Source organism: Xanthomonas sp. D-109 (assembly GCF_017746095.1).
Classification (GTDB): domain Bacteria; phylum Pseudomonadota; class Gammaproteobacteria; order Xanthomonadales; family Xanthomonadaceae; genus Xanthomonas_A; species Xanthomonas_A sacchari.
Genome location: NZ_JAGHWV010000011.1, coordinates 23,254 through 48,427, shown reverse-complemented (window position 1 = coordinate 48,427; position 25,174 = coordinate 23,254). Strand labels below are relative to the sequence as shown.

Genomic DNA, 25,174 nt, shown 5'->3' with positions numbered 1-25,174 from the left:
GCCACAGCTAAGAACGACAGTGCGATCGAATTCCCCCTGTTAATGGAACCACCATGAACTTCATCTCCACCCGTAATGCCGCACCTTCGGTCTCGCTCAGCCAAGCCATCGCCGCCGGCCTCGCCCCCGATGGCGGCCTGTACGTGCCCGATCGCATGCCCGCCGCCCGCGACCTGCGCGCCGGCGCCAGCCTCGCCGAGACCGCGGAGGAGCTGCTGGCACCGTTCTTCGAGGGCGACGCCCTGGCCGCGGAACTGCCGGCCATCTGCGCCGAAGCCTTCGACTTCCCTGCGCCGCTGCAGCCGCTGGCCACGCCGGGCGACCACGCGCTGGAGCTGTTCCACGGGCCGACCGCCGCGTTCAAGGACTTCGGCGCCCGCTTCCTGGCGGCCTGCCTGACCCGCCTGCGGCGCAGTGCGGCGACGCCGCTGACCATCCTGGTCGCCACCTCGGGCGACACCGGTGCCGCGGTCGCGGCCGCGTTCCATCGCCAGCCCGGGCTGCGCGTGGTGGTGCTGTATCCGGACGGGCGCGTGTCGCCGCGGCAGGCGCACCAACTTGGCTGCTTCGGCGACAACATCCACGCCTTGCGCGTGGCCGGCTCCTTCGACGATTGCCAGGCGCTGGTCAAGCAGGCGCTGAACGACGCCGAGCTGCAGGCACAGGCACCGTTGAGTTCGGCCAACAGCATCAGCCTGGGGCGCTTGCTGCCGCAGATGAGCTACTACGCACACGCAGCGCTGCAGCACCATGCCGCGCATGCGCAACTGCTGAACCTGGTGGTGCCGACCGGCAATCTCGGCAACGCATTGGCCGCGATCCTGGCGCGTGCGCTGGGCGTGCCGCTGGGCCGGATCGTGCTGGCGACCAACGCCAACCGCGTGTTGCCGGACTTCTTCGCCGGCGCCGACTACGCGCCGCAGCCCAGCGTGGCGACCCTGGCCAACGCGATGGACGTCGGCGCGCCGAGCAACGTCGAGCGCCTGCGCTGGCTGTACCAGGGCGACGACGCCACGCTGCGCACGCAGTTCCAGGCGTACTCGGTGGACGATGCGCAGATCCGCCAGACCATCGGCGAGCGTTTCCGTCGCTACGGCGAGGTGCATTGCCCGCATACCGCCACCGCGCTGCACGTGCTGCAGCAACTGCGCGCCGAAGGCGCCGAGGCCGACGCCGGCGACTGGGCAGTGGCGGCCACTGCGCATCCGGCCAAGTTCGAAGGGGTGGTGGAGCCGCTGATCGGGCAGCCGGTGGCGGTACCGCCGGCCCTGGCGGCGTTGCTGCAGCGGCCGGCGCAGGCCGAGCCGATCGCGCCGGACTACGCGGCCTTGCGCGCGCGGCTGCTCGCCGGCTGAGCGGTGCGCAGGCGGCGCCTGCGCACGTGGTGGCTCAGTCGGACGGCTGCAGCCGCTGCCAGGCGGCCAGGACGATGCCGCGTACTTGCAGCCAGTCCAGGCGCGAACGCGGGTGGTCGCGCAGGAACACGTCGCGCAGCTGCGCGACCACGTCCTCCACGCGCTGGCCGTGGTACTTGAGGTAGGCGTCGTAAGCCAGCTTCAGCGCCGGCTCGTAGTCGTGGAACGTGTAACCGGGCTGATGGAAGGGGCTGTGTACGAACTGCGCCTTCCAGAACTCCAGTTCGCGCTCGCGATCCAGCATCACGCAGGCGCGCGAGGCGTGTTGCATCTCGATGGCGACGGCCATGTTGGCCCTCCGAGTGGTCCCCCCCACCGGCACCGCGGCGGCGCCGCAGGTGTATTGCGCACGCAGTCTAAGCCGGCAGGACGCTGCTGCCGCGGGGGCCGGCTGAAGCGTTCAGAGCGGGCGCGGCGACAGCATTGCACGCGCTGGCAGACAAGGCGACCCGTTGGCCGCCAGCGGAGACTGCACGGTTGTCCACACGCGATGTGGAGCGTTGCCCTGGAATCCTGTGGATAACTGGCCGGGCGCCGCACGGCGTCAGTGCCTGCAGCGGCGTGGCGAAAAAATCGCCACCTCGGTCCGCTCAGTCTTCGTCCGACGCCAGCCGGTGCAGCGCGGCGAAGTCACGGATCTCGACCACATGCAGCTGCGGCAAGGCGATCAGACCCTGCTGGCGCAGCTTGGTGAAGGTGCGGCTGACCGTCTCCATGGTCAGGCCGAGATGGTCGGCGATGTCGCCGCGGCCCATTGGCAGCACCACCTTGTTGCCGGCATCGCCCTGGCGCGCGGCGCGGGCGGCGAGCTTGAGCAGGAAATCGGCCAGCTTCTCGGTCGGCTGCAGCCGCGCCAGCGCCAGCGCCGCGTCCTGCGCCGCGTCCAGTTCCAGGCAGGCGCGCTGCAGCAGCTTGCGCTCCAGGTGCGGGAACTGGCTACGCAACTGCTGCATCTGCGCCACCGGGACCCGGCACACCCGGCTGTCGGCGATGGCTTCGATGTCGTGCCGGTGCCGGGCCGATTCGCTCAGGCCCACGTAGTCGCCGGGCAGCACGAAGCCGGCCACCTGGCGACGGCCGTCGGCGAGGGTACGGACCAGGCGCAGTGCGCCGGCGGTGACGGTATAGACCGCCTGCCGTGCCTCGCCGGTGCGCGCCAGGGTGGCGCCGGTGGCATAGGTCAGCGAGGTGGTGACCCGTTCCAGCGCCTGCACCTCGTCGCAGGCCAGCGCCGAGCAGATCGCCAGGTGGCGGACCGCGCAATGCAGGCATTCGTTGCCGTGCGGCACGCGCGGGGCGGCCGGTTCGGCGTACGGCACGTCGAATCCGGAAGGAGGCCTGTTCATGGGCATGGCAGCGGCTTCGGCACCCGCGAATGATACGCCGATGCGGCCGGGCGTGGCCGGTGCGGCTAGAATTGGCATCCCGCTCGCCCCCGAATCGCAGGAGTTCCGCACGTGATCAAGCCCCGTACGCCGCCCGGCATCATGGAATTGCTGCCGCGCGAGCAGATCGCGTTCCAGCGCATGCTGGACGTCATCCGCCGCAATTACGAGCGGTTCGGGTTCCTGCCGGTGGAAACGCCGGTGTTCGAGCTGTCCGACGTGCTGCTGACCAAGTCCGGCGGCGAGACCGAGCGCCAGGTGTACTTCGTGCAGTCCACCGGCGCGCTGGCCAATGCCGCGGCCGAGGGCGCCGAGGGCGGGCTGCCGGAATTGGCGCTGCGCTTCGACCTGACCGTGCCGCTGGCCCGCTATGTGGCCGAGCACGAGCACGAGCTGAGCTTCCCGTTCCGTCGCTACCAGATGCAGCGCGTGTACCGCGGCGAACGCGCCCAGCGCGGCCGTTTCCGCGAGTTCTACCAGTGCGATATCGACGTGATCGGCAAGGATGCGCTGAGCATCCGCTACGACGCCGAGGTGCTGGCGGTGATCCATGCGGTGTTCGCCGAACTGGGGATCGGCGATTTCGCCGTGCAATTGAACAACCGCAAGCTGATGCGCGGCTTCTTCGAGAGCCTGGGCGTGGCCGAGGGCGAGCGCCAGCTGGCGGTGCTGCGCGAGGTCGACAAGCTGGACAAGCGCGGTGCCGACTACGTGCGCGAGACGCTCACCGGCGAAGGCTTCGGCATTCCCGCCGAGCAGGTGCAGCGCATTCTCGACTTCGTCGCGGTGCGCTCCAGTGGCCATGCCGATGCGCTGGCGCGGCTGCAGGCGCTGGAGGCCGATGCGGCGTCCAGTGCGATCCTGCGCGAGGGCGTGGCCGAACTGCGCGAGGTGCTGGCCCTGGTCAAGGCGCTGGGGGTGCCGGAGACCGCGTACTGCCTGAATTTCTCCATTGCCCGTGGCCTGGACTACTACACCGGCACTGTCTACGAGACCCTGCTGACCGACTATCCGCAGATCGGCTCGATCTGCTCGGGCGGCCGCTACGAGGACCTGGCCAGCCACTACAGCAAGTCCAAGCTGCCCGGCGTGGGCATCTCCATCGGCCTGACCCGGCTGTTCTGGCAGTTGCGCGAGGCCGGGCTGATCGACGGCATCGCCTCCAGCAGCGTGCAGGCGATGGTGGCGCTGATGGACGAGGCCAAGCTGGACGACGCGCTGGACATCGCGCGACGCCTGCGCGCCGGCGGCATCAATACCGAAGTGCAGATGGAGCCGAAGAAGATCGGCAAGCAGTTCCAGTACGCGGCCCGCGCCGGCATCCGCTTCGTGGTGCTGGCCGGCGACGACGAACTGGCGCGCGGCGTGGTCGCGGTCAAGGACCTGCTGCGCGAGCAGCAGTTCGAGGTCGCCCGCGACGAGCTGGCCAGCACGCTGCAGGTGGAACTGGAGCAGGCCAAGGTGATGGCCTGAGTTTGGTGGCGACGGCCGGCGACGGCCGCCGCGCTCTGCAGGATTCTCGTAGGAGCGGCTTCAGCCGCGACCAGTATGGCCGGTAAACCCGGCCGTGGCTGATCCCCCAAGCGCGGGCGACAGCAGGCCCGCACCCTGCAGCATCGCCTTCAGCGCACGCCGCTGCGCGGCGTCGTCCGCCGGCCAGCCCTGCAACTGCGCGACGACCTTGCCGTCGCGCACCAGGAAGAACGTCGGCATGCGCCATTCGCGCGGCAGCAGCGGCCATTCCTCCACGTCGTAAATCGGATGCAGCGGCGTCTGCGGCTGCGCCTGGTTCCAGGCGCGCAGTGCCTCCAGGTCCTCGCTGCCGGGCGGCAGGGTCAGCCACAGCGCATGGCGGCGGAACGCCGGGCCCAGTTCGGGATCGGCGGCAATGGCGCGCGCGGCGTCGGCGGCGAAATGGCAGCCGGCGGTGACCAGGAGTTGGGTCGGCCCCAGATCGATGCGCTGCCGGCGCAGGGTGCGGCCATCGGCGTCCAGCGACCACAGCGTCGGCCCCTGCGCCGTCGCGCCCAGGCGGTCCTCGAAGCGCAGCCAATGCGGCCATTCGGCGCTGCCGCCATCGGCCAGCAGGCGCCGTGCGTCTTCCACACGATGCGCGAGCAGCAGCGCGTTGCCGGCGTCGTCCACCTGCGCCGCGCTGGCCTGGCCGCGGCGCCGCAACTGCGCCAACACCTGCAGTTGCGTGTCCAGTCCCGCCGGGGTGGGGCGCAGCGCGTAGGTCGCGACGACGGCCCGATACAGAAGGTCCAGCGCGGTCGCGTCCGATTGCCCGAGGGCGGCGGGGTCGAATGCTTCGGGCAGAGCGCTGCGCACTGCGGGCCAGGGATCGCGTCCAGTGCGGCCGAGGCTGTCCAGATTCAGGTTGTAGACGTTGTAGCGACGTTCCAGGTCGCCGATGGGGGCGGCGGGATCGTGGGCGCGCGGCTGCGTCGCCCAGTGCGGCAAGCTCTCGGCGTAGCGCTCGGCGCCGAACAGGGCCAGCAGTGCGCGGCCCTGTTCGCGGGTGAGCTGCGGCAGATCCTGCGTATCGAATCCGCCCAGGCCGTTGCGGCCGAACACCAGGCCGTCGAGAAAGCGCTCGCGCGCGCCGGGCGTGAGGGCATCCAGGGGCGTGGGCTGGCCGGCGTGGGCGCGCAGGTAGGCCTTGAGCTGGGCGGTGGAGCGGATCGGCAGTCCTGGCACAGTGGCCGCGGTCTCGCCGCTTGCGGCTCCTTGGAGGGGAGGCAGCGGCTGCGCAAGCGCCTGCGTCGCCAGGCACAGGGCAAGAGCGGCAGAACACGCATGGCGCATGCGGCATTCCAGAGCGGCGGCGGTCATCGCCGATCCTAACGGCTGCCGGGTACTCCTTCCATGCGCTGCCGGCGGCGTCTGCGCGCAGCGTGAGGCCAGATCGCGGCAACGCGCTGTGCGCCGGAACGCGCAACAGGATGGCCCGGAGGCTGAACGCCAGGTCGCTGCGACCCGCCCAAGCTTGACCTTGTAATAGCGTGCTATTACATTAGCGCAATGAAACAACGTCCCGCCCCTGCAGCAGACCGCGATGGCGACGCCTCGTTCAAGGCGTTGGCGCGTACCCTGGCCCAGCTCGGCAAGCCGCAGGAAGTGGCGGCGTTCCTGCAGGACCTGTGCACGCCGGCCGAGCTGGAGGCGATGGCGGACCGCTGGCGGGTGGTGCCGCTGCTGCTCAAGGGCGTGCCGTACCGCGAGATCCACGACCTGACCCAGGTCAGCGTCACCACCATCGGCCGTGTCGCACGGACCCTGGAATACGGCGCCGGCGGCTATGCCGCGGCGCTGCGCCGGCAGACGGCGCGCCCCTCCGATTCCCACTGAGATGTCCTGATGAGTGCTTCCCTGGCAGCACCGGCCCGCGACCGGCTGCGTATCGCGATCCAGAAGAGCGGCCGCCTGGCCGAGCCGGCCCGCGCGGTGCTGGCCGCCTGCGGGCTGAGCTGGCGCGAGAGCCGCGACAAGCTGTTCTGCTACGGCGAATCCCTGCCGGTGGACCTGCTGCTGGTGCGCGACGACGACATCCCCGGCCTGATCGCCGATGGCGTTTGCGACTTCGGCATCGTCGGCCGCAACGAACTCGACGAGCAGGCCGGCGAGCGCCGCCGCAATGGCTTGCCGGAGGCCTATCGCGCCCTGCGCGGGCTGAACTTCGGGCAATGCCGGTTGATGCTGGCGGTGCCGGAGAGCTGGGAGTGGAGCGGCCCGCAACAGGTGCAGGGGCTGCGCATCGCCACCAGCTATCCGGCGGTGCTGGCCGACTGGCTGGACGCGCGCGGCATCGCTGCGCAGGTGGTGGAGCTGTCCGGCTCGGTGGAGATCGCGCCGCGCCTCGGTACCGCCGACCTGATCTGCGATCTGGTGTCCAGCGGCGCCACCCTGGCCGCCAACCAGCTCAAGCCGGTGGAGACGCTGCTGGAGAGCGAGGCGGTGCTGGCCGGCCCGGTCCGCGAACCGGCCGATGCCCGCGCGGGCCTGGCGGCGATGCTGCTGCGCCGGCTCGACGGCGTGCTCAAGCTGCGCGACAGCAAGCTGCTGATGTTTCGCGCTGCGCGCGAGCGGGTCGCCGACCTGGCGCGGCTGCTGCCCGATGCCGAACCGCTGGTGCAACTGCCCGGCGACGCCGACGGCCCGCTGCAATTGCAGACCATGTGCCACGGGGCCATCACCTGGCAGCGCATGGAGGAACTGGAGCGCGCAGGCGCGCAGGGGTTGATGGTGTTGACGGTGGAGCGGTCGCTGGCATGAATCGATTGGAATGGAGCGCGCTCGACGCGCAGGAGCGCACCCAGGCGCTGACCCGGCCGGTGCAGCGCGTCGCCGACCAGACTCGCAGCGCCGTGGCGCAGGTGCTGGACGCGGTGCGCAGCCGCGGCGACGTCGCGTTGCGCGAGCTCACCGCGCGCTTCGACGGCGTGGTGCTGGAGACGCTCGAAGTGAGCGCCGAGGAGTTCGCCGCCGCCGAAGCGGCGGTGCCGGCGCCGCTGCGCGGGGCGATGGCCGAGGCGGCGGCGCGGATCGACACCTTCCACCGTGCGGGCATGGCGCAGCCGTATGCGGTCGAGACCGCGCCGGGCGTGGTCTGCGAGCGCGTGGTGCGGCCGATCGGGCGGGTCGGCCTGTACGTGCCGGCCGGCAGCGCACCGCTGCCGTCGACCGCGCTGATGCTGTGCGTGCCGGCGGCACTGGCCGGCTGCCGCGAGGTGGTGCTGTGCACGCCGCCGCGCGCCGACGGCTCGGCCGATCCGGCGGTGCTGGTCGCGGCGACGCTGTGTGGTGTGGACCGGGTGTTCAAGCTCGGCGGCGCCCAGGCGATCGCGGCGATGGGCTTCGGCACCGAGACCGTGCCGTCCTGCGACAAGCTGTTCGGTCCCGGCAACAGCTACGTCACCGAGGCCAAGCAGCAAATCGCGCAGGCCGGCGCGGCGGCGATCGACATGCCGGCCGGTCCGTCCGAGGTGCTGGTGATCGCCGACGCCGGCGCCGATGCCGCCTTCGTCGCCGCCGACCTGCTGTCGCAGGCCGAGCACGGCCCGGATTCGCAGGTGCTGCTGCTGTCCGACAGCGCCGCGCTGATCGAGGCGGTGGAGAACGAACTGGAGCGGCAGCTGGCGACGCTGCCGCGCGCGGCGATCGCCCGGCAGGCGCTGGCCGCGTCGCGGCTGATCCGTGTCGACACCCTGGAGGATGCCTTCGCCATCAGCAACCGCTACGCCCCGGAACACCTGATCCTGGCGCTGCGCGCGCCGCGCGACTGGCTGGACCGGGTCGAGGCCGCCGGCTCGGTGTTCCTGGGCGACTACACCCCCGAGGCGCTGGGCGATTACTGCAGCGGCACCAACCACGTGCTGCCCACCAGCGGCGCGGCGCGCGCCTACAGCGGCGTGAGCGTGGCCAGCTTCCAGAATTTCGTCAGCGTGCAGAGCGCCAGCGCCGCCGGCATCGCCACGATCGGCGGCTGCGCGGTGCTGATGGCGCGTGCCGAAGGCCTGGACGCGCACGCCAATGCGGTGGCGCTGCGCATGGAGAAGGCGGCATGAGCGCGGCCTCCGACGCGCGCGCCGTGCTGGCGCTGGTCCGCCCGGACCTGCGCGACTTCGCCGGCTACTCGTCCGCACGCAGCAGCGCGCTGCAGGGCGACATCTGGCTCAATGCCAACGAGTCGGCCTGGGCCAACGCCGCCGATGGCGACGCCGGCAACCGCCGCTATCCCGACCCGCAGCCGCCGGCGCTGCGCGCCGCCCTGGCGCAGCTGTACGCCTGCGCCCCGGAACAGGTGCTGCTCGGTCGCGGCAGCGACGAGGCCATCGACCTGCTGCTGCGCGCCCTGTGCGAGCCGGGCCGCGACGCCATCGTCATCACCCCGCCGGTGTTCGGCATGTACGCGGTCTGCGCGCGGCTGCAGAACGCGCGCGTGGTCGAGTTGCCGCTGCGCGATACCGCCGAAGGCCTGCTCACCGACGTGGACGCGGTGGTGGACGCCGCGCTGAGCCAGATGGCCAAGCTGGTGTTCCTGTGCTCGCCGGGCAACCCCGGCGGCGCGGCGATCGCGCTGGCCGACATCGCCCGCGCCGCCGAGCGCCTGCAGGGCCGTGCGGTGCTGGTGGTGGACGAAGCCTATGGCGAGTTCTCCGACGAGGCATCGGCGACGACCTTGCTCGCGCGCCACGCCAACCTGGCGGTGCTGCGCACGTTGTCCAAAGCCCACGCGCTGGCGGCGGCGCGGATCGGTTGCGTGATCGCCGATCCGGCGCTGATCGCGGTGCTGCGGCGTTGCCAGGCGCCGTATCCGATTCCGGCGCCGTGCACGCAACTGGCGCTGGCCGCGCTGCAGCCCGAACCGCTGCGGCAGACCGCGGCGCGGGTGCAGGAAGTGCGCGCCGAGCGCACGCGCATGCAGGCGGCGCTGGCGGCGCTGCCCGGCGTGCGCCAGGTGTATCCGTCGCAGGGCAATTTCCTGCTGCTGCGTTTCGACGACGCCGAGGGCGCGTTCCAGGCGCTGCTGGCGGCCGGCGTGGTAGTACGCGACCAGCGCGCCGCGCCCGGCCTGGGCGACGCACTGCGCATCACCCTGGGGACGCCGGCGCAGAACCAGCGCGTGCTTGGCGCGCTGCAGGCGTGGAGGGCGGCGGCATGACCCCGATCCTGTTCGTGGACCGCGACGGCACCCTGATCGAGGAGCCGGCCGATTTCCAGATCGACGCCTACGAGAAGCTGCGCTTCGTGCAGGGCGTGATCCCGGCGATGCTCAAGCTGCGCGACGCCGGCTACCAGTTCGTCATCGTCACCAACCAGGACGGCCTCGGCAGCGAGGCCTACCCGCAGGCCGCCTTCGATGGCCCCAACGGCCTGATGCTGCAGATCTTCGCCAGCCAGGGCATCGTGTTCCGCGAGGTGCTGGTCGACCGCAGTTGGCCGGCCGACAATGCGCCCACGCGCAAGCCCGGCATCGGCCTGATGCTGCCGTACCTGCAGGACCGCAGCATCGACTGGGCGCGCTCGGCGATGGTCGGCGACCGCGTCACCGACATCCAGTTCGCCGAGAACCTGCGCATCCGCGGCTTCCAGTTGCGCACCGCGCAGTTCGGCGGCGAGTGGGACTGGGCCGGCATCGCCCACGAGCTTGCCGATGCGCCGCGGCGTGCGCGGGTGCAGCGCGACACCAAGGAAACCCGCATCGCGGTGGAACTGGACCTGGATCTGGTGCGCGACCCGCACTGCGCCACCGGCCTGCCGTTCTTCGACCACATGCTCGAGCAGATCGGCAAGCATGGCGGCTTCGCCCTGGACGTGCGCGCCGAAGGCGACCTGCACATCGACGAACACCACACCATCGAGGACACCGGCCTGGCGCTGGGCCAGGCACTGCGGCAGGCCTTGGGCGACAAGCGCGGCATCGGTCGCTACGGCTTCACCCTGCCGATGGACGAGACCCTGGCCAGCGCCGCGCTGGATTTCAGCGGGCGCCCGTACTTCGTGTTCGAAGGCGAGTTCAAGCGCGAGCGGGTCGGCGACATGCCCACCGAACTGGTGCCGCACTTCTTCCGCTCGCTGTGCGACGCGGCCGGGCTGAACCTGCACCTGAGCGTGCGCGGCGACAACGACCACCACAAGGTCGAGGCCTGCTTCAAGGCGCTGGCGCGCGCCTTGCGCCAGGCGCTGAAGCGCGAGGGTGCGGCGCTCCCCTCGACCAAGGGGGTACTGTGATGCGCGCGGGTTTCGCAGGGAGCGTGCGATGAGCGATGTCGCCCTGATCGATGCCGGCGGCGCCAATCTCGGTTCGGTGCGCTACGCGCTCGAACGCCTCGGCGTGGAAGCCCGGCTGGTGCGCGACGCCGCCGGACTGCAAGGCGCGGACCGGGTGATACTGCCAGGTGTCGGCGCCGCGCCGCACGCGATGGCGCGGCTGCGCGAACAAGGTCTGATCGAGCCATTGCGCGCGCTACAGGTGCCGCTGATCGGCATCTGCCTGGGCATGCAGTTGCTGTTCGAGCGCTCGGAGGAGGGCGATGTCGACTGCCTGGGCCTGCTGACCGGCGTGGTCCGGCGCATGCCGCCTGCGCTGGGCATCCGCGTGCCGCACATGGGCTGGAACCGGCTGTTGCCGCTGCGGCCATCGTCGCTGCTGGCGGGCGTGCCGGACGGTGCCAGCGCCTACTTCGTGCACGGCTATGCCGCACCGGTCACAGGCGACACTGTTGCCGCCTGCGATCATGGCGGCCTGTTCACCGCGGTGGTGCAGCATGGTCGCCGCTGTGGCGCGCAATTCCATCCCGAGCGCTCGGCCGACACCGGCGCGCGCATCCTGCGCAACTTCCTCGAGACCGATTTCCCATGAGCTTCGTCGTCTATCCCGCGCTGGACATCCGCGACGGCCGCGTGGTGCGGCTGGCGCAGGGCGACTACGCCCGCGAGACCCACTACGGCGACGATCCGCTGCGCCGCGCGCAGGCCTTCGCCGAGGCCGGCGCGCAGTGGATGCACCTCGTCGACCTGGACGCGGCCCGCGCCGGCGGCTACACCCTGGCGCCGCTGCTGCAGCGGATCCGCAGCGAGACCGGGCTGCAGGTGCAGACCGGCGGCGGCGTGCGCTCGCGTGCCGACGTGCAGCGCCTGCTCGAGGCCGGCGCCAGCCGCGTGGTGATCGGCTCGCTGGCGGTGCGCGATCGCGAATCGGTGCTGGAATGGCTGGCCGAGTTCGGTCCCGAGCGCATCACCGTGGCGCTGGACAGCCGCCAGGACGCGCGCGGCGTCTGGCGCCTGCCCGTGCACGGCTGGACCGAGACCTCGTCGCTGAGCCTGGATACGCTGGCCGGCGAGTACGCCGCGGCCGGGCTGGTGCATCTGCTGTGCACCGACATCGCCCGCGACGGCATGCTGTCCGGGCCGAATCTGGCCTTGTACGCGCACCTGCGGCAGCTCGCACCGACGCTGGCAGTGCAGGCCTCCGGCGGCATCCGCGACGCCGCCGACGTGCGCGGCGCGCGCGAGGCCGGCTGCGCCGGCGCGGTGCTCGGCAAGGCCTTGCTGGAAGGGCGGCTGCGCCTGGATGAGGCGCTGGCATGCTGAGCCGGCGCATCATCCCGTGCCTGGACGTACGCGAAGGGCGCGTGGTCAAGGGCGTCAAGTTCCGCGACCACGTGGACATGGGCGACATCGCCGAATTGGCGTTGCGCTACCGCGACCAGGGTGCCGACGAACTGGTGTTCTATGACATCGGCGCCAGCCCGGAAGGACGCTCGGTGGACTACGCCTGGGTCGAGAAGGTGGCGCGGTTGCTGGACATCCCGTTCTGCGTGGCCGGCGGCATCCGCGACGTCGCCACCGCGCGCGCGGTGCTGCACGCCGGCGCCGACAAGATCTCGATCAATTCGCCGGCGCTGGAGCGGCCGGCGCTGATCGCCGAGCTGGCCGAGGCATTCGGCGTGCAATGCGTGGTGGTCGGCATCGATTCGATCCGCGAGGACGATGGCCAGTGGCGCGTGCGCCGCTTCACCGGCGATCCCAGCAAGACCCAGGCGCTGCGCGTGCGCACCCTGGACTGGGTGGTGGAGGCGCAGCGCCTGGGCGCCGGCGAGATCGTGCTCAACTGCATGGACAGCGACGGCGTGCGCCGTGGCTACGACATCGCCCAACTGCACGAGGTGCGCGCCCTGTGCAAGGTGCCGCTGGTGGCCTCCGGCGGTGCGGGCGAGATGCAGCACTTCGCCGACGTGTTCGAGCGTGCCGACGTCGACGGCGCGCTGGCCGCCAGCGTCTTCCACAGCGGCGCGATCCCCATTCCCGAACTCAAGCGCTTCCTGCGCCAACGACAGATCGAGGTGCGCGATGGCGCATGAACATTCCCACGATGCGGACGCCGCCGACGCGGCGCTGGACTGGGGCAAGGGCGACGGCCTGTTGCCGGTGGTGGTGCAGGACGCCGCCACGCTGCGCGTGCTGATGCTGGGCTACATGAACCAGGAGGCGCTGGCGGCCACGCGCCGCAGCGGCCAGGTCACCTTCTACAGTCGCAGCAAGCAGCGGCTGTGGACCAAGGGCGAAAGCTCCGGCCATGTCCTGGACGTTGTGGTGATCGACACCGATTGCGATCGCGACACCTTGCTGGTGCTGGCGCATCCGCGTGGGCCGACCTGTCACCTCGGCCGCGACAGCTGCTTCCCGCAGGCGCCGGGCCAGTTCCTGGGTGCGCTCGATCGCCTGGTCGCGCAGCGCGAGCGCGAGCGGCCGGCCGGCAGCTACACCACGCAGCTGTTCGAGACAGGCACGCGGCGCATCGCGCAGAAGGTGGGCGAGGAGGGCGTGGAGACCGCGCTGGCCGGCGTCGCCCAGGGCGACGAGGAACTGCTCGGCGAATCCGCCGATCTGCTCTACCACCTGACCGTGCTGCTGCGCGCGCGCGGCCTGGGCCTGGCCGACGCGGTGGCGGTGCTGGAAGCGCGGCACCGGTAGTCCAGGTGACGCCGCGCCAGGCGTCGCCCATCTTGTCCACATCGCAGCCGCCTTGCCGGTCTGATGTCGCTTGACAACCCGCATGCCTTTGATAAGCATGCGGACACGTGCGAATGCGCTGCCAAGATGGCAGCAATCACGCGGATGTGGAGGCCACGAACCGCGTTCGCGGCGATCAACTGACGTGCAATGGAGATGCAATGGGAAGTTGGCTGGATGCATCACGCCTCGATGCGGGCACTGCGCTCCCTGCGCGGTGCGCCGGTGTCGGGCCATGAGCCCCGACGCCCAGGATCTCGGGGGCGCCCTGCAGCTGGCGCGCGTCATCAGGCGACTCAAGGCGCAGGTGCAGCCCGGCGAGTTGGGCGCGGAGACGGTCGAACACCTCGTGCGCCGCTACGCGCGCGTGCGCCCGCCGGCGTTGACGCTGGACATGCAGAGCCACTACGACCCAGGCTGGCCGCGCGCATTCGAAGAGGAAAAGGATCGGCTGCTGGACGCGTTCGCCGGAGAGGATGTGCCGGGTGTCGAGCATATCGGCAGCACAGCGATCCCGGACTTGCCGAGCAAGAACATCCTGGACATCGCGATGGCACGCGGCGCATCGCTGTCGGCCGAACGGCAGTCCGGCATATTGTCGGAACTCGGCTATCAGGCATATGGCGAAAGCCCGATCGATGCAGGATTCTCCTGGCATTGGCGCATCGGGCAGGCCGGCGATCGCGCGGTCGTGGTCCATACCTGCGCCGCCGACAATCCCCGATTCACCGACATCCGCAATTTCCGCGATTTCCTGCGTGCGTTTCCGCAAGAGCGGCAGCGCTATCTGGAGCTCAAGCAGGCATTGGCGGCGGTGCCCGGGCAGACCTGGCTGGACTACAGCGTGTTCAAGAAAGTCCTCGTGGTGCGGATCACCGCACGCGCCAATGCGTGGCGCCAGGGGACCTGACATGCCGGCATCCCTCCTGGAGGAATCCCGGTTTCATCTGCCGACGCGATCCGGTGCGGTGTGAGGGCCTCGCACAGCCTGATCGCGCTGCAGGCCCTGGTTCGGCGCGAAATCGCGCACATGTTCCGCATGTGGGTGCAGACGCTGGTTCCGCCGCTGACGATGATGGTCCTGTACGTCCTGATCTTCGGCAAGTTGATCGGAACCCGGATCGGCACCGTCGACGGCGTCAGCTACCTGCACTTCATCGCGCCGGGCCTGGTGATGATGTGCGTCATCACCAACAGCTACGCAAACGCATCGAACGCGTTCTATTTCATCCGCTTCAATCGCGCGATCGAGGAACTGCTGGTATCGCCCATGCACGACTGGACCATCCTGCTGGGCTATGTGGCCGCGGCGGTGGTGCGCGGCCTGCTCGTCGGCGGCCTGGTGTTGCTGATCGCATTGCCGATGACCGCGCTGCAGGTCGCGCACCCGTTCATCGTCTTTCTTTCGGCGCTTCTGGCGGCCACGATCTTTTCGTTGGTCGGCGTCATCGTCGCGATCTACGCGAAGAACTTCTACGACACGGCGCATGTGTCGACCTACGTGCTGACGCCGCTGTCCTATCTTGGCGGTGTGTTCTACCCGATCGGCCTGCTGGGCGAGCCCTGGCAGAGCCTTGCGCGCATCAATCCCCTGATGCACGTGATCAGCGCGTTCCGCTACGGCGTGCTGGGCGCGGACGCCGCAGCGAGCGTCGGCACCTCGCTTGTGGTCATGCTGATGTTCATTATAGGCTTGGGCGCTGTCGCGCTGACGTTGCTCGGCAGAGGTGTCGGCGTCAGATCCTGAGCATGGCGGTGAAGCATGCGCGGGACGCAGCGGTGACGATCGGCCGTCAGGACCAGGGAGCTCGCGACATGGACATCGGCGACGCCGCGCTTGCGCCAGGCCTGCTGGAAGCCGCATTCGATCAGCCGGTGTATCGGGACGCCCGATACGACGTGCGCGTGCGCGATCTTGTCGCCGTATTAGGCCGTGCCGGCAAGCGCGTCTTCGTCGTCGGAGGTGCGCCGCGCGACTGGCTGGTGGGCCTGCCCGGCAAGGACATCGACCTGGCGCTGGAGTGCGGCGTGGACGAGGCGCTGCGCCTGCTGCGCGACGCCTATCCCGATGCGGAGGCTGCGGTGCGCATGCGCAACGACCGGTTCGGCGTGGTGCGCTGGGGCGACCCCGCATCAGGTGCGGTCGATCTCAACATCCTGCGCAGCTGGCGGGATATCCAGGGCAACGACATGTGGACGACGACGTTCGTCGCACGTTCGGATCTGGTCGAAGACGCGCTGATGCGCGATTTCTCGGTCAATGCGTTCTATTACGACTGCGCCGGGCAGGTGCTGCGCGACCCGCTGCACTGCGGTACCCGGGATCTGCGCGAAAAATCCCTCCGCATCATCGCCCATCCGCGCGTGCTGGCGGCGAGCTACCGGATGACCTTCCGCATCGCGCAATTCCTCAGTCGCGGCTATTCGCCGACGTCGAACGTGCTCGAGTATCTGAAAGACCATGCCGACCGCGACATCCAGGGCATGGGCGCGCGCATTCGTCGATGGACACCGGAGCAGCTGCGCGTGGAACGCGATCAGCAGGCAGCGTTCAAGGGCGTCCTCTATGCGCACGCCCGCCAGGCCGCCTCCATCGAGACCTTGGACGCCTTCTTCGGCTGAGGGAAACCTGCATGCACGCATCCATCGCCACGACGCCGGCCCCGTTCCGGCGCGTCTTCCAAGCCGGGATGCGCGACGGCGACGGCCACCTGCTCGGCGGCACGGAAGTGCTGCATCTGGTGCCGCATCGAGGAAAGCTGTTTTCCCTGTTGTCCTATTCCCACAACCGCTACCTGCCGGGCGACCCCGCGGTCGGCGCCCAGGTCGCCATGCTGGATCGCGCCGACGGCGAATGGCGCCAGGTGCACGCCTACGACCGCGACTACTGGCGGGCAACGCTCAGGTCGGTGGCGTTTACCGAGGACGAACGCGGGCGAACGCTCGATGCGCCCGTCTCGCTGCTGCTCGCCGGGCCGTCCAACAACAAGGGCGCCGTGTATGTCGATTGCCTCGACGACGACACCGGGACGTGGGCGCGCACGCACCTGGGGAGCGGGTCGGGCCTGACCGCCGCGCGCAGCTTCTTCGTCCACCGCGACACGGTGACCGGGCAGGAGCGCGTCTTCGTCGGCACTTTGCCGCTCGGCATCTTCAGCGGCAGCTACGATCCGGACGTGCCAGGCAAGATCCGCTGGGACCCACAGGCCGAGCTAAGCGGCTACCGGCGCCGTCCCATGGCCTTCACCGAATGCGATGGGGTCCTGTACGTCAGCATCAGGCCGCACATCTATCGGCGCATCGACGGCCCTGTGCCGCGATGGGAGAGCGTGCACACGATCGCCGAACCGCTGATCTTCCCGAGTTGCGGATATCGCGGGCTCATGGGCGTGCCGCATCCCTCCGGATCGGGTCAGGTGTTGCTGGCGGCGTTGGAAGGCGACCGTTGCCGCATCGTCCGGATCGATCCGCAGGACGACTTCAGGGAGACCCTCGAACTGGATGTCCTCGAGTTTCTGGGCGCGCACTGGGGAAAGCGCCCGGCCTTTGGCGTGGTCGCCTACGACGACTTCACGTCGGTGCGCGATCCCGCCAGCGCACAGACGTTGCTGCTCGCAGGCGTTGGAGCCAGCGACAGTGCCCGCGACGACGTGCATCCGCCCGACGGCTGGGCCCGCGACGCCTGGTATCTGATCCGCGATCCGGACGGGCAGCGGCATACGCTCGCGCGGATCGAATCTGCGGATCTGGCGCCGTCCACGCCTCTTTTTGCCGCACGCAGCTTCGCGGCATCGCCGTTCGAACCCGGCATGCTGTACGTGGGCGGCTACGATCCCAATGCGCAACCGTGCCGAGACACCGCATGGGTGTTTTCCGCAGCGGTCGAGACCGTGCTCGCACCGCGAACGCGATGAGATCGAGTGCACTGCCGCGCCCGCATCGACGCCGTCACTTGTCTACATTTTCGAGTCGCGGATGAAAGGTGCGTTGAATTTCAAAAATTCTTCTGAATATACTCAGGTCATAGCCCTTACAGCATAAGGAAATGCACACGTGTTGGTTGTGCATCTGACGGCCGTATGTGCGCGGCCTGCAGCATGTTTCAAGGACGGATATGACCTCGCACTTGTTGGCCTCCTGGACCGCTTTTCCGGATGCGCGCCCTGCGGACTTGTATGCCGATAGGCGCTGCGCCGATGCCGTCCCCACGCAACGGCTCAACGATTATCTGGCCTTGCGCGGCTCCACCACCTTCTTTCTGGAGGCGCTCGCCGGATCGCCCGTCGAGGTCCATGTCCTCGATCAGCATATCGAAGCGCGGGCGAACGAAGGCGAGGTCCTGTGCCGCCGTTCGCGCCTTTACGTGCGCGATCCGCGCAACATCCTCCTGGTCGCCGAATCGTCGATCCGCCTGTCCTGCGTCGACGCGCAGCAGCGGCAGAAGCTGCTCGACGGCAGCGTAGGAATCGGCAAGCTGTTCGATCCGCACGATCGTGGTCTCCTTGAAAAGACCGACCTGGAGACGCTTGCCGTGCCCGCACCTCGCAGTCTCCGTACCGAATCGACCTGGGCGCTCTCGCGGCGCTACGCGATGAAACTCAACGGCATCGACTGCGTCGAGGTCAGCGAAATCCTCAACAACGAATCGCTGGAGCGCGCATGATGACGCCGGTCGAGCGCGCCCACGCTTCCGCGTGCGACTGGCGCGGCGCGCTCGCCGCCAGCGGCAGCGTGGTGCACCTGAATGGAGCGCGGGCGACGCTGCAGGACCTGCTGCACAGCGGGCGCGAGCGCTGGAAGGCCAAGCGCGGGTACACGCGGGCGGCGATGCTGGGCGTCGGCGATCTGGAGATGCTGTCGCAATTGCTGGCCGCCATTGTCGATGGGCATTCGCTGCTGCTGTGTGCAGGCAACGCCGCGCCACCGCCGCTGTGCGATGTGCATGTCGGTGCGGCGATCGAAAGTGGCGCTGCGCCGTCCCCGCTGCAGATCGTCCCGCCGCCGGCCGGGCATGCGCAGTGGCCCGCGGGCTTGGCGGTGCTCTCCTCGGGCACGGTGGGCGCGCCCAAGGTGATCTGGCATGCATACGACGATCTGCTGGCGACCAGCGCCATGGTGCTGCGCCGGTTGCAACTCGGCGCCGACGATCGGGTGTTGATCACCGTTCCCCTGCATCACATGTACGGTCTCGGCGCGGCGCTGCTGCCGGCATTGCTGGCCGGCGCGCAGATCCATCTGCTGCCCAAGGCCAATCTGCTGGGCTTCAACGATGCGTTGCGCGCTGCGAGGCCGACCTGGGTCTTTTCCACGCCGCATCTGTTGCGAATGCTGCTGCAGCGCAAGAACGCCCCGGTCGTCGGCTGTCGCGGCCTGGTGCTTGCCGGCGACGCGACGCCGCCGGTACTGCACGCGCAGGCGCAGCAGGTCTTCAATCGCGTTTTCGACCTCTACGGAAGTTCCGAACTGGGCGTGGTCGCGATTTCCGCGCCCAATGCGCCCGGGGCGTTGCGTCCGCTCGAGGGCGTGTCCGCATGCATCGCGGACGCCAACGCCGGACAGGGCAATCTGCTGGTGACCCATCCGCACGCCGCCACGCATCTGGCCCATCAAGGCGAACTGACGGCGTTTCCCGCGGTCTGGGACACGCGCGACATCGCGGCCTTCGATGACAGTGGCGGCTTCTGCATCCGCGGCCGCGCCGATCTCAGCCTGAACCGCGCGGGCAGGCTGCTGATCCTGGCCGATCTGGAGAGCACCATGATGGCGTGGCCCGACGTCGCGCAGGCCGTGGCGATCGTGCTCGACGAGGACACCACGGCGGGCAAGGCGATCGCGGCCGTGGTCAAGCCTGCCAACCCCACGCTGACCGTCGACGTGCTCAAGCAGCATGCGTCGATCACGCTGCCGGCCTTCGCCAGGCCGGATCACTACTCGCTCGTTTCGGATCTGCCTTGTCTGGGCAGCGGAAAGCCCGACCGGAAGACCATCATCAAGGACTACTGCCATGGATAAGCCCCAGATCGTCGATACCTTGAAGCGGCTGATCGCCGAGGACCTGGATCTCAATGTGCGCTACGAGCAGATCCCGGATGGGGCGTCGTTCCTGGAAGACGGGCTTGCGCTGGATTCGATCAGCATGGCGGAGTTCATAAACCATCTGGAGCGTCGTTTCCCGATCCGCATCCTGGACGAAGACCTGGAGTCGGACACGTTCAGGTCGCTGGACAGCGTGGCCTCGCTCGTGCTCATGCGCCTGCCGGCGCGCACGGCCGAGGCGGCGCAATGACCGAGCTCACGATCGCGCTGGTCGACGACGCGCGTGGTCCGCCCCTGCCGCCGCCGCCGGACTATCGCAACGAACTGCCCAACCGCGACGGCTTCGTGGTGGCGTGGCCGCCCCAGCGCTACTGGAAGTCGGCCGGCGACGCCGATCTCCTGGCCGAACAGCCGCTGCATCTGTACTTCCATATCCCCTTCTGCCTGCAGCGCTGTCGCTACTGCTTCTTCAAGATCGAGATCCTGTCCGACTCCTCGCACGCGGTGCGCGAGCGCTATGTCGACGCGCTGTGCCGCGAGATCGAACTGGTCGCCGATGCGCACAGGTTGCGCGGACGCACGGTGAAGTCGATCTACTTCGGCGGCGGCACGCCGAGCGTGATCCAGCCCGAGCAGTTGCGCCGCATCAAGCGCAAGATCGAGGAGTGCTTCGTGCTCGATGCGCCGGAGTTCGTCTTCGAGATCGAGCCGATCACGTTGAACAACCGCATGATCGATGGGCTGGCGGACCTGGGCGTCAACCGGATCAGCTTCGGCATCCAGTCCTTCGACGACCGCGTGGTCGCCCTGACCGGTCGCCACGATACCGACGAGAAGAACTCGCGGGCGATCGAGCGCGCCCTGAAGACCGGTGCCGTGGTCAATGTGGACCTGCTGTCCGGGCTCGAAGGCGAGGTGATGGGCAGCTGGCAGCATTCGATCAACCGCGCCATCTCCCTCGGCGTGCATGCGGTCACCGTCTACAAGATGGAGTTGTACTCCAACGCGCACTACATGAACGACGTCCGCCAGGGCACGCTCACGCTGCCCGGTGCGGACCAGGAAATGGCGTTTGCGCGCTGGGGCCTTTCGCGGCTGCGCGAGGCAGGCTATCTGCCGTCCACCTATTTCACCTTCACCCGCGAAGGGAAGTATCCGCAACGGCACATCATCAGCCGCTGGCGCGGCGAAGACCTGTATGGCTTCGGCGCATCGGCGTTCGGCACCGTGGGCGGACGCAGCCGGCAGAACGTCACCGAGATCGATGCCTATCTGGACCGCGTCGAGCGCGGTGCGATCCCGACGCAGCGGGTGCTGGAGATCAGCAGCGCCGACCAGATGCTGCGCGACCTGGTGATGGGGCTGAAGACGACCGCGATCGACCTCGGCGCCTACCGCGACAGGCATGGCGTGCAGCTGGACACGACGCTCGCCGAGGACCTTGCGCACCTGCAGCAGCAGGGCCTGGTCACGCTCGAGGACGAGCGGCTGCGCCTGACCGACGAAGGCATCCTCTACGGCGACTACTGCGGCCGTTATCTGGGCGCCGGACTGCGCCGCAAGCTCACCGGAAAGGCCGGGCCGCTGAGAGCCTGACCACGATGCTGATCACGCCGGATTTCGTTTTCATCCATATGCCCAAGACGGGCGGAACGTTCATCACCGAGATGCTGCGACGTGCATACGGCCCGCGGGCCGTCGAGACCGGGCGCAAGCACGGTACCTGCGACGAGATCCCGGACGCGGACCGGGGCAAGCCGATCCTCTCGGTCATGCGCTCGCCGTTCGATCGCTACGTCTCGCAGTACCACTATGGCTGGTGGAAGACGCATCCGCAGGAATACTGCGATCCTGCGCGGATCCAGCAGGAGTTCCCGGCGTATCCCCAGGTCGGTTTCGGGGAGTTCGTCGCGATCGCCAATCGGTTCTTCGTCAATGTGCATCGCGGCATGGCCAGCGGCTACGACACGCCGAAGCTGCCGGCCGAACGTGCGATCGGATGGCATACCGAGCAGTTCATCCGCTTCTTCTGCCGGGACCCGAAGCGCGTGTTCGCCGGCATCGTCGACCAGGACCTGGACCGGGGCCATCTGCAGGCGCATGAGTATCCGGTCGAGTTCCTGCGCACCGAGACGCTCAACGACGACCTCGCCGATTACCTCGAACGGCTGGGTGCGGATGCGGCGCTGTCCAGGCGCGTCCGACAGCACGACCGGATCATGCCGGATCAGGCCCACGAAGCGCGGGCGCGCCCGCACGCACGCGATTACTTCGACGATCGCTTGCGCGATTTCGTCGCGCGCAAGGAGGCCTTCCTGTTCAATCGCTTTCCGGAATACCGGGCAGGTGTGCAATGACGCAGACGCGCAGCGGCGATCGCGTCGCCCTCATCAGCGGCGGCAATCGCGGGATCGGGCTGGCGACGTGCGAAGGCCTCGCCGAGCGTGGCATGCAGGTGTACATGGGCTGCCGGAATCTGGCCGACGGCATGGCGGTGGTCGCGCGCCGCCAACTGAGCGGGGTGACGCCGATCCAGCTGGACGTCTGTTCCGAAGCGTCGATGGCCGCGGCCGTCGACGTCATCGCACAAGCCCACGGACATGTCGATTTGCTTGTGAACAATGCCGGCGTCTCCGTCGGCGTGCGCGATACGCCCAGTACGGAAGCCGAGGCGCAGGCGCGGGCGACGTTCGACGTCAACTTCTTCGGCCCGTGGCGGCTGATCCAGTTGGTTCTGCCCCTGATGCAGTTGCGGCCGCAGGCGCAGATCATCAATGTCTCCAGCGGGCACGGCAGTTCGACCAAGATCGAAGGCAACAACCTGGCGTACCGCAGCTCGAAGTCGGCATTGAATGTGCTGACCCAGGCGCTGGCCATGGAGCTCGCCGACCGCGGCATCCGCGTCAATTGCATGACGCCGGGCTGGGTCAGGACCAAGCTCGGCGGCATCGCCGCGCCACGCTCGCCGGAGCAGGGGGCCGAGACCATCCTGTGGCTGGCCGATGGCGGCGGCGAGACCGGCAAGTTCTACAAGGACAAGGCGGTTTTCCCGTGGTGAAGCCGCCCAACCTGTTCGTGATCGGCGCGCCGAGGTGCGGGACCACCTCGTTGTTCGCCGCGCTCAAGCAGCATCCGGACGTCTACGCGACCGTGCTGAAGGAGCCGCACTTCTACGCCGCGGACCTGCCCGCACAGCCGCACACCGTCTCCGATCCCGCAGACTACCAGCGGCTGTTCGCTGCTGCGGGCGACCAGCGCTATCGCGCCGAAGCGTCGGTCTGGTACTTCTACAGCCAGGAGGCGCCGGCACGGATCGCCAGGGCGCATCCGGAAGCGCGGATCGTGCTGCTGCTGCGAAGCCCGGCCGACATGCTGCTCAGCCTGTATGCGCTGTATCTGCGCACGGGCAACGAAGCCGACACGGATCCAGAGGCGGCCGTGTTCCGCACGAGCGAGGCACGTTTCGCGAACACGTATTTCCCGTTCGGGCTGCACTACCTCAACTTGCTGGACGTCACCCGGCCGCTGTCGCGCTGGCGCAGCTTCTTTCCCAGGGAGCGGTTGCGGGTGCTGACCTACGAGGACATGTACGCGTCGCCGCAGGCGGGGTTTCGCGATCTTTGCGGCTGGCTGGGCATCGACCAGGAAGCGCCGGTGAGCTTCGATGCCCGGCAGGCACGCGAGGCGGTGCGTCGCATGGCAACCAAGCAACTGCGCGATCTGCCCGATCATCTCCGCCGGAAGCTCAATCCCGCTGCCTCCGGATTGCACGCCGGCAAGGCGGACGTTGCGATCCCCGCTGCGCTGCGCACGCGTCTGCGCCACCACGCGCAGGAACGCAACGCCGGCTTCGCGCTGGCAGCGGACAGGCCATGGCCTGACGCGTGGCGAGCTGCCTGACGGTGTCGCTGCGAACATGATCGCCCGCGTGGCGGGTGAGGGCAGGGGGGCATGTCTTCGGGTGGACGCCTGAGCGGACCGCGGGCGCCCAGCCACCTCAAGCGCCGGGCTGCGGCGCCGTTGATCGCCTGCGTCCGCCCAACCATTGGAGCGGCTGTGCAGGGCTTCGCCGGCCCGCTGGCTGTGCGCTGCACCGTCCGGTCGCGGTCACTGTCGTTCCGTGATCAATGGCTACAATGGCGGTTTCGCTTGCTCCCGGGATTGACCATGTTGCTGCGTGCCGTCGTGCTCACCTGCCTGTTGACCGCCGCGCTTCCTGTGCTGGCGCAGCCGGCGACGATCAGCGGCAGCGTCTACCAGGAGCGCGATGGCCATGCCGGCCGTGGCGATGGCGAGCCCGGCGTCGCCGGCGTGCAGGTCTCCGACGGCGTGCACATCGTGCGCACCGATGCGCAGGGGCGCTACTCCCTGCAAGTGGAGCCGGGACGCACGGTCTTCGTGATCAAGCCCGATGGTTACACCTTCGCCAGCGCAGGCAACGGTCTGCCTGCCTATTGGCGCCACTACGCGCCGGCCGGCTCGCCAAGGCTCAAGTACCCGGGGATCGCGCCGACGACCGGCGCCACCGAGCACTGGGATTTCGCCCTGCGCGCGCAGCCCAAGGCCGACAGCACCGAGGTGCTGGTCTTCGCCGACAGCCAGACCGCCTCGATGACCGACGTCGGCTACTACGCCCGCGCGATCGTCGCCCCGCTGGTCGGCAAGACCCAGGCACGCCTGGGCACCACGCTGGGCGACCTGGTCAGCGACGACTTGTCGCTGTTTCCCGCGCTGAACGCCGAAACCGTCAAGCTGGGCGTGCCGTGGTTCCACGTGCCCGGCAACCACGACCTGAATTTCGACGCGACCGACGATCTGGGGTCGTTGGCCAGCTGGCGCGCGATCTACGGCCCGGACACCTACGCGGTGGAGGATGGGGGCGCCAGCTTCGTGTTCCTCGACGACGTGATCTATCAGCCGCAGCGCCAGCCCGACTACATCGGCGGCTTGCGCGAGGATCAGTTCGCGTTCCTGCAGACCTACCTGGCGAGCGTTCCCAAGGATCGGCTGCTGGTACTGGGAATGCATATCCACCTGTTCGACGCGGTCCCCGGCAAGGAGTCCTTCCGCCATGCCGACCGTGCGCGGCTGTTCGCGCTGCTGAAGGACTTCCCGCACGTGCTGGTGCTCACCGCGCACAGCCACACCCAGCGGCACATGTACTACACCGCCGCCGACGGCTGGCAGGGCGCTAGCCCGCTGCACGAGTACAACGTCGGCGCCGCTTGTGGCGCCTATTGGTCCGGCGTCAAGGGCGCCGACGGCATGCCGGTGACGACGATGTCCGACGGCACGCCCAATGGCTATGCCGTGCTGACAGTGAAGCGCGGCGGCGACTATGCGCTGGCCTATCACGCCGCACGCGCCGCCGGCGATCCGCAGTTGCAGTTGCATGCGCCCAAGGTGCTGCGCCGCGGTGCCTACCCGGCCTGGGGGGTGTACGCGAACGTGTTCATGGGCGAGGACGACACGCGCGTGGAGTACCGTCTCGATGGCGGCCCCTGGAAGCCGATGCGGCATGTCCGGCAGCCGGATCCGGACCTGCTCGCGGAGAACGCGCGCGACGATGCCGCCGAGGCGTTGCGTGGTTACGACCGTTCGCCGGAAGCCACGCCGTCGGAACACCTGTGGCGCGGCGTCCTGCCCACCGACCTGGGCGTCGGCGCCCACCGCATCGAGGTCCGCGCCTTCGATCGCTGGCGCGGCGAGCAGCGGGCAAGCACCAGCTACCGGTTGCAGGACGCGTCGCCCTGAATCGCCGTTCCCTGGAGCGCTGGCGTCGCCTGCCGGTGACCCCGGCCGATCCATCGGCCTGGTGTT

General features: G+C 69.1%; 26 protein-coding genes. 23 read left to right on the top strand and 3 right to left on the bottom strand.

Going from position 1 to position 25,174, the window contains the following annotated elements; translation table 11 throughout:
• Nucleotides 1-53: 53 nt before the first annotated feature.
• Nucleotides 54-1,355, top strand: a complete 1,302-nt coding sequence (thrC, locus tag J7357_RS11685; RefSeq protein WP_209246631.1) for a threonine synthase — start codon at nt 54-56, stop codon at nt 1,353-1,355.
• 34 nt (nt 1,356-1,389) lie between these two features.
• Here the strand turns inward: thrC and J7357_RS11680 are convergent, their stop codons facing one another.
• Together J7357_RS11680 and J7357_RS11675 are read right to left on the bottom strand one after the other, a co-directional pair.
• Nucleotides 1,390-1,704 (bottom strand): hypothetical protein, encoded by a 315-nt coding sequence (locus tag J7357_RS11680; protein ID WP_010340756.1) that lies wholly within the window; start codon nt 1,702-1,704, stop codon nt 1,390-1,392.
• Nucleotides 1,705-2,005: 301 nt separating this feature from the next.
• Complete coding sequence (locus J7357_RS11675) at nt 2,006-2,761, bottom strand: helix-turn-helix domain-containing protein (protein ID WP_209246629.1); 756 nt, start codon at nt 2,759-2,761, stop codon at nt 2,006-2,008.
• 111 nt (nt 2,762-2,872) lie between these two features.
• Here J7357_RS11675 and hisS point away from each other — a divergent pair, with 111 nt between their 5' ends.
• Nucleotides 2,873-4,273, top strand: coding sequence for a histidine--tRNA ligase (gene hisS / locus J7357_RS11670; RefSeq protein ID WP_209246627.1), 1,401 nt, complete (start codon nt 2,873-2,875; stop codon nt 4,271-4,273).
• 60 nt (nt 4,274-4,333) lie between these two features.
• On the opposite strand, the gene J7357_RS11665 is transcribed toward hisS, so the two are convergent.
• Nucleotides 4,334-5,635, bottom strand: coding sequence for a hypothetical protein (locus J7357_RS11665; protein ID WP_244667455.1), 1,302 nt, complete (start codon nt 5,633-5,635; stop codon nt 4,334-4,336).
• Nucleotides 5,636-5,824: 189 nt separating this feature from the next.
• Between J7357_RS11665 and J7357_RS11660 the strand changes: the two genes are divergently transcribed.
• From J7357_RS11660 to J7357_RS11560, 21 genes are all read left to right on the top strand, one after another.
• Nucleotides 5,825-6,151 (top strand): YerC/YecD family TrpR-related protein, encoded by a 327-nt coding sequence (locus J7357_RS11660; RefSeq protein ID WP_209246625.1) that lies wholly within the window; start codon nt 5,825-5,827, stop codon nt 6,149-6,151.
• A gap of 9 nt (nt 6,152-6,160) precedes the next feature.
• Nucleotides 6,161-7,075 (top strand): ATP phosphoribosyltransferase, encoded by a 915-nt coding sequence (hisG, locus tag J7357_RS11655; protein WP_010340765.1) that lies wholly within the window; start codon nt 6,161-6,163, stop codon nt 7,073-7,075.
• Complete coding sequence (gene hisD / locus J7357_RS11650; RefSeq protein ID WP_209246622.1) at nt 7,072-8,367, top strand: histidinol dehydrogenase; 1,296 nt, start codon at nt 7,072-7,074, stop codon at nt 8,365-8,367. Before hisG ends, hisD begins: the two co-directional genes overlap by 4 nt.
• Nucleotides 8,364-9,464: a histidinol-phosphate transaminase gene (gene hisC / locus J7357_RS11645; protein ID WP_209246620.1), complete on the top strand. Its 1,101-nt coding sequence runs from the start codon at nt 8,364-8,366 to the stop codon at nt 9,462-9,464. Before hisD ends, hisC begins: the two co-directional genes overlap by 4 nt.
• Nucleotides 9,461-10,534, top strand: a complete 1,074-nt coding sequence (gene hisB / locus J7357_RS11640; protein ID WP_209246618.1) for a bifunctional histidinol-phosphatase/imidazoleglycerol-phosphate dehydratase HisB — start codon at nt 9,461-9,463, stop codon at nt 10,532-10,534. The genes hisC and hisB overlap by 4 nt, the downstream gene beginning before the upstream one ends.
• 28 nt (nt 10,535-10,562) lie before the next feature.
• Nucleotides 10,563-11,165 carry an imidazole glycerol phosphate synthase subunit HisH gene (hisH, locus tag J7357_RS11635; RefSeq protein WP_209246616.1) on the top strand — a complete coding sequence of 201 codons (603 nt, stop codon included), beginning with the start codon at nt 10,563-10,565 and terminating at the stop codon, nt 11,163-11,165.
• The gene (gene hisA / locus J7357_RS11630) at nt 11,162-11,896 is read left to right on the top strand and encodes a 1-(5-phosphoribosyl)-5-[(5-phosphoribosylamino)methylideneamino]imidazole-4-carboxamide isomerase (protein ID WP_209246614.1); all 735 of its coding nucleotides are present in this window, start codon (nt 11,162-11,164) and stop codon (nt 11,894-11,896) included. Before hisH ends, hisA begins: the two co-directional genes overlap by 4 nt.
• The gene (gene hisF, locus J7357_RS11625) at nt 11,890-12,666 is read left to right on the top strand and encodes an imidazole glycerol phosphate synthase subunit HisF (protein ID WP_209029142.1); all 777 of its coding nucleotides are present in this window, start codon (nt 11,890-11,892) and stop codon (nt 12,664-12,666) included. Before hisA ends, hisF begins: the two co-directional genes overlap by 7 nt.
• Nucleotides 12,656-13,279 (top strand): bifunctional phosphoribosyl-AMP cyclohydrolase/phosphoribosyl-ATP diphosphatase HisIE, encoded by a 624-nt coding sequence (gene hisIE / locus J7357_RS11620; protein WP_209246612.1) that lies wholly within the window; start codon nt 12,656-12,658, stop codon nt 13,277-13,279. The genes hisF and hisIE overlap by 11 nt, the downstream gene beginning before the upstream one ends.
• 274 nt (nt 13,280-13,553) lie before the next feature.
• The gene (locus J7357_RS11615) at nt 13,554-14,228 is read left to right on the top strand and encodes a GrpB family protein (protein ID WP_209246610.1); all 675 of its coding nucleotides are present in this window, start codon (nt 13,554-13,556) and stop codon (nt 14,226-14,228) included.
• Between the two features lie 60 nt (nt 14,229-14,288).
• Entirely contained in the window at nt 14,289-15,065 is a 777-nt protein-coding gene (locus J7357_RS11610) for an ABC transporter permease (RefSeq protein WP_209246608.1), read from the top strand.
• Nucleotides 15,066-15,067: 2 nt separating this feature from the next.
• A complete protein-coding gene (locus tag J7357_RS11605) occupies nt 15,068-15,940 on the top strand; it encodes a CCA tRNA nucleotidyltransferase (RefSeq protein ID WP_244667454.1) in 873 nt (290 codons plus the stop codon).
• A gap of 11 nt (nt 15,941-15,951) precedes the next feature.
• Entirely contained in the window at nt 15,952-17,232 is a 1,281-nt protein-coding gene (locus J7357_RS11600) for a hypothetical protein (protein WP_209246606.1), read from the top strand.
• A gap of 200 nt (nt 17,233-17,432) precedes the next feature.
• A complete protein-coding gene (locus J7357_RS11595; RefSeq protein WP_209246604.1) occupies nt 17,433-17,981 on the top strand; it encodes a hypothetical protein in 549 nt (182 codons plus the stop codon).
• Nucleotides 17,981-19,330, top strand: a complete 1,350-nt coding sequence (locus J7357_RS11590; protein WP_209246602.1) for an AMP-binding protein — start codon at nt 17,981-17,983, stop codon at nt 19,328-19,330. Before J7357_RS11595 ends, J7357_RS11590 begins: the two co-directional genes overlap by 1 nt.
• On the top strand, nt 19,323-19,604 hold the full coding sequence (locus tag J7357_RS11585) for a phosphopantetheine-binding protein (protein ID WP_010340779.1): 282 nt from the start codon (nt 19,323-19,325) through the stop codon (nt 19,602-19,604). The genes J7357_RS11590 and J7357_RS11585 overlap by 8 nt, the downstream gene beginning before the upstream one ends.
• Nucleotides 19,601-20,950 (top strand): coproporphyrinogen-III oxidase family protein, encoded by a 1,350-nt coding sequence (locus J7357_RS11580; protein ID WP_209246600.1) that lies wholly within the window; start codon nt 19,601-19,603, stop codon nt 20,948-20,950. The genes J7357_RS11585 and J7357_RS11580 overlap by 4 nt, the downstream gene beginning before the upstream one ends.
• 5 nt (nt 20,951-20,955) lie before the next feature.
• Nucleotides 20,956-21,711, top strand: a complete 756-nt coding sequence (locus tag J7357_RS11575; RefSeq protein ID WP_209246598.1) for a hypothetical protein — start codon at nt 20,956-20,958, stop codon at nt 21,709-21,711.
• Nucleotides 21,708-22,412, top strand: coding sequence for an SDR family NAD(P)-dependent oxidoreductase (locus J7357_RS11570; RefSeq protein WP_019800376.1), 705 nt, complete (start codon nt 21,708-21,710; stop codon nt 22,410-22,412). Before J7357_RS11575 ends, J7357_RS11570 begins: the two co-directional genes overlap by 4 nt.
• Complete coding sequence (locus J7357_RS11565) at nt 22,406-23,254, top strand: sulfotransferase (protein WP_209246596.1); 849 nt, start codon at nt 22,406-22,408, stop codon at nt 23,252-23,254. Before J7357_RS11570 ends, J7357_RS11565 begins: the two co-directional genes overlap by 7 nt.
• A gap of 267 nt (nt 23,255-23,521) precedes the next feature.
• Nucleotides 23,522-25,108 (top strand): calcineurin-like phosphoesterase family protein, encoded by a 1,587-nt coding sequence (locus J7357_RS11560; protein WP_209246594.1) that lies wholly within the window; start codon nt 23,522-23,524, stop codon nt 25,106-25,108.
• Nucleotides 25,109-25,174: the final 66 nt, after the last annotated feature.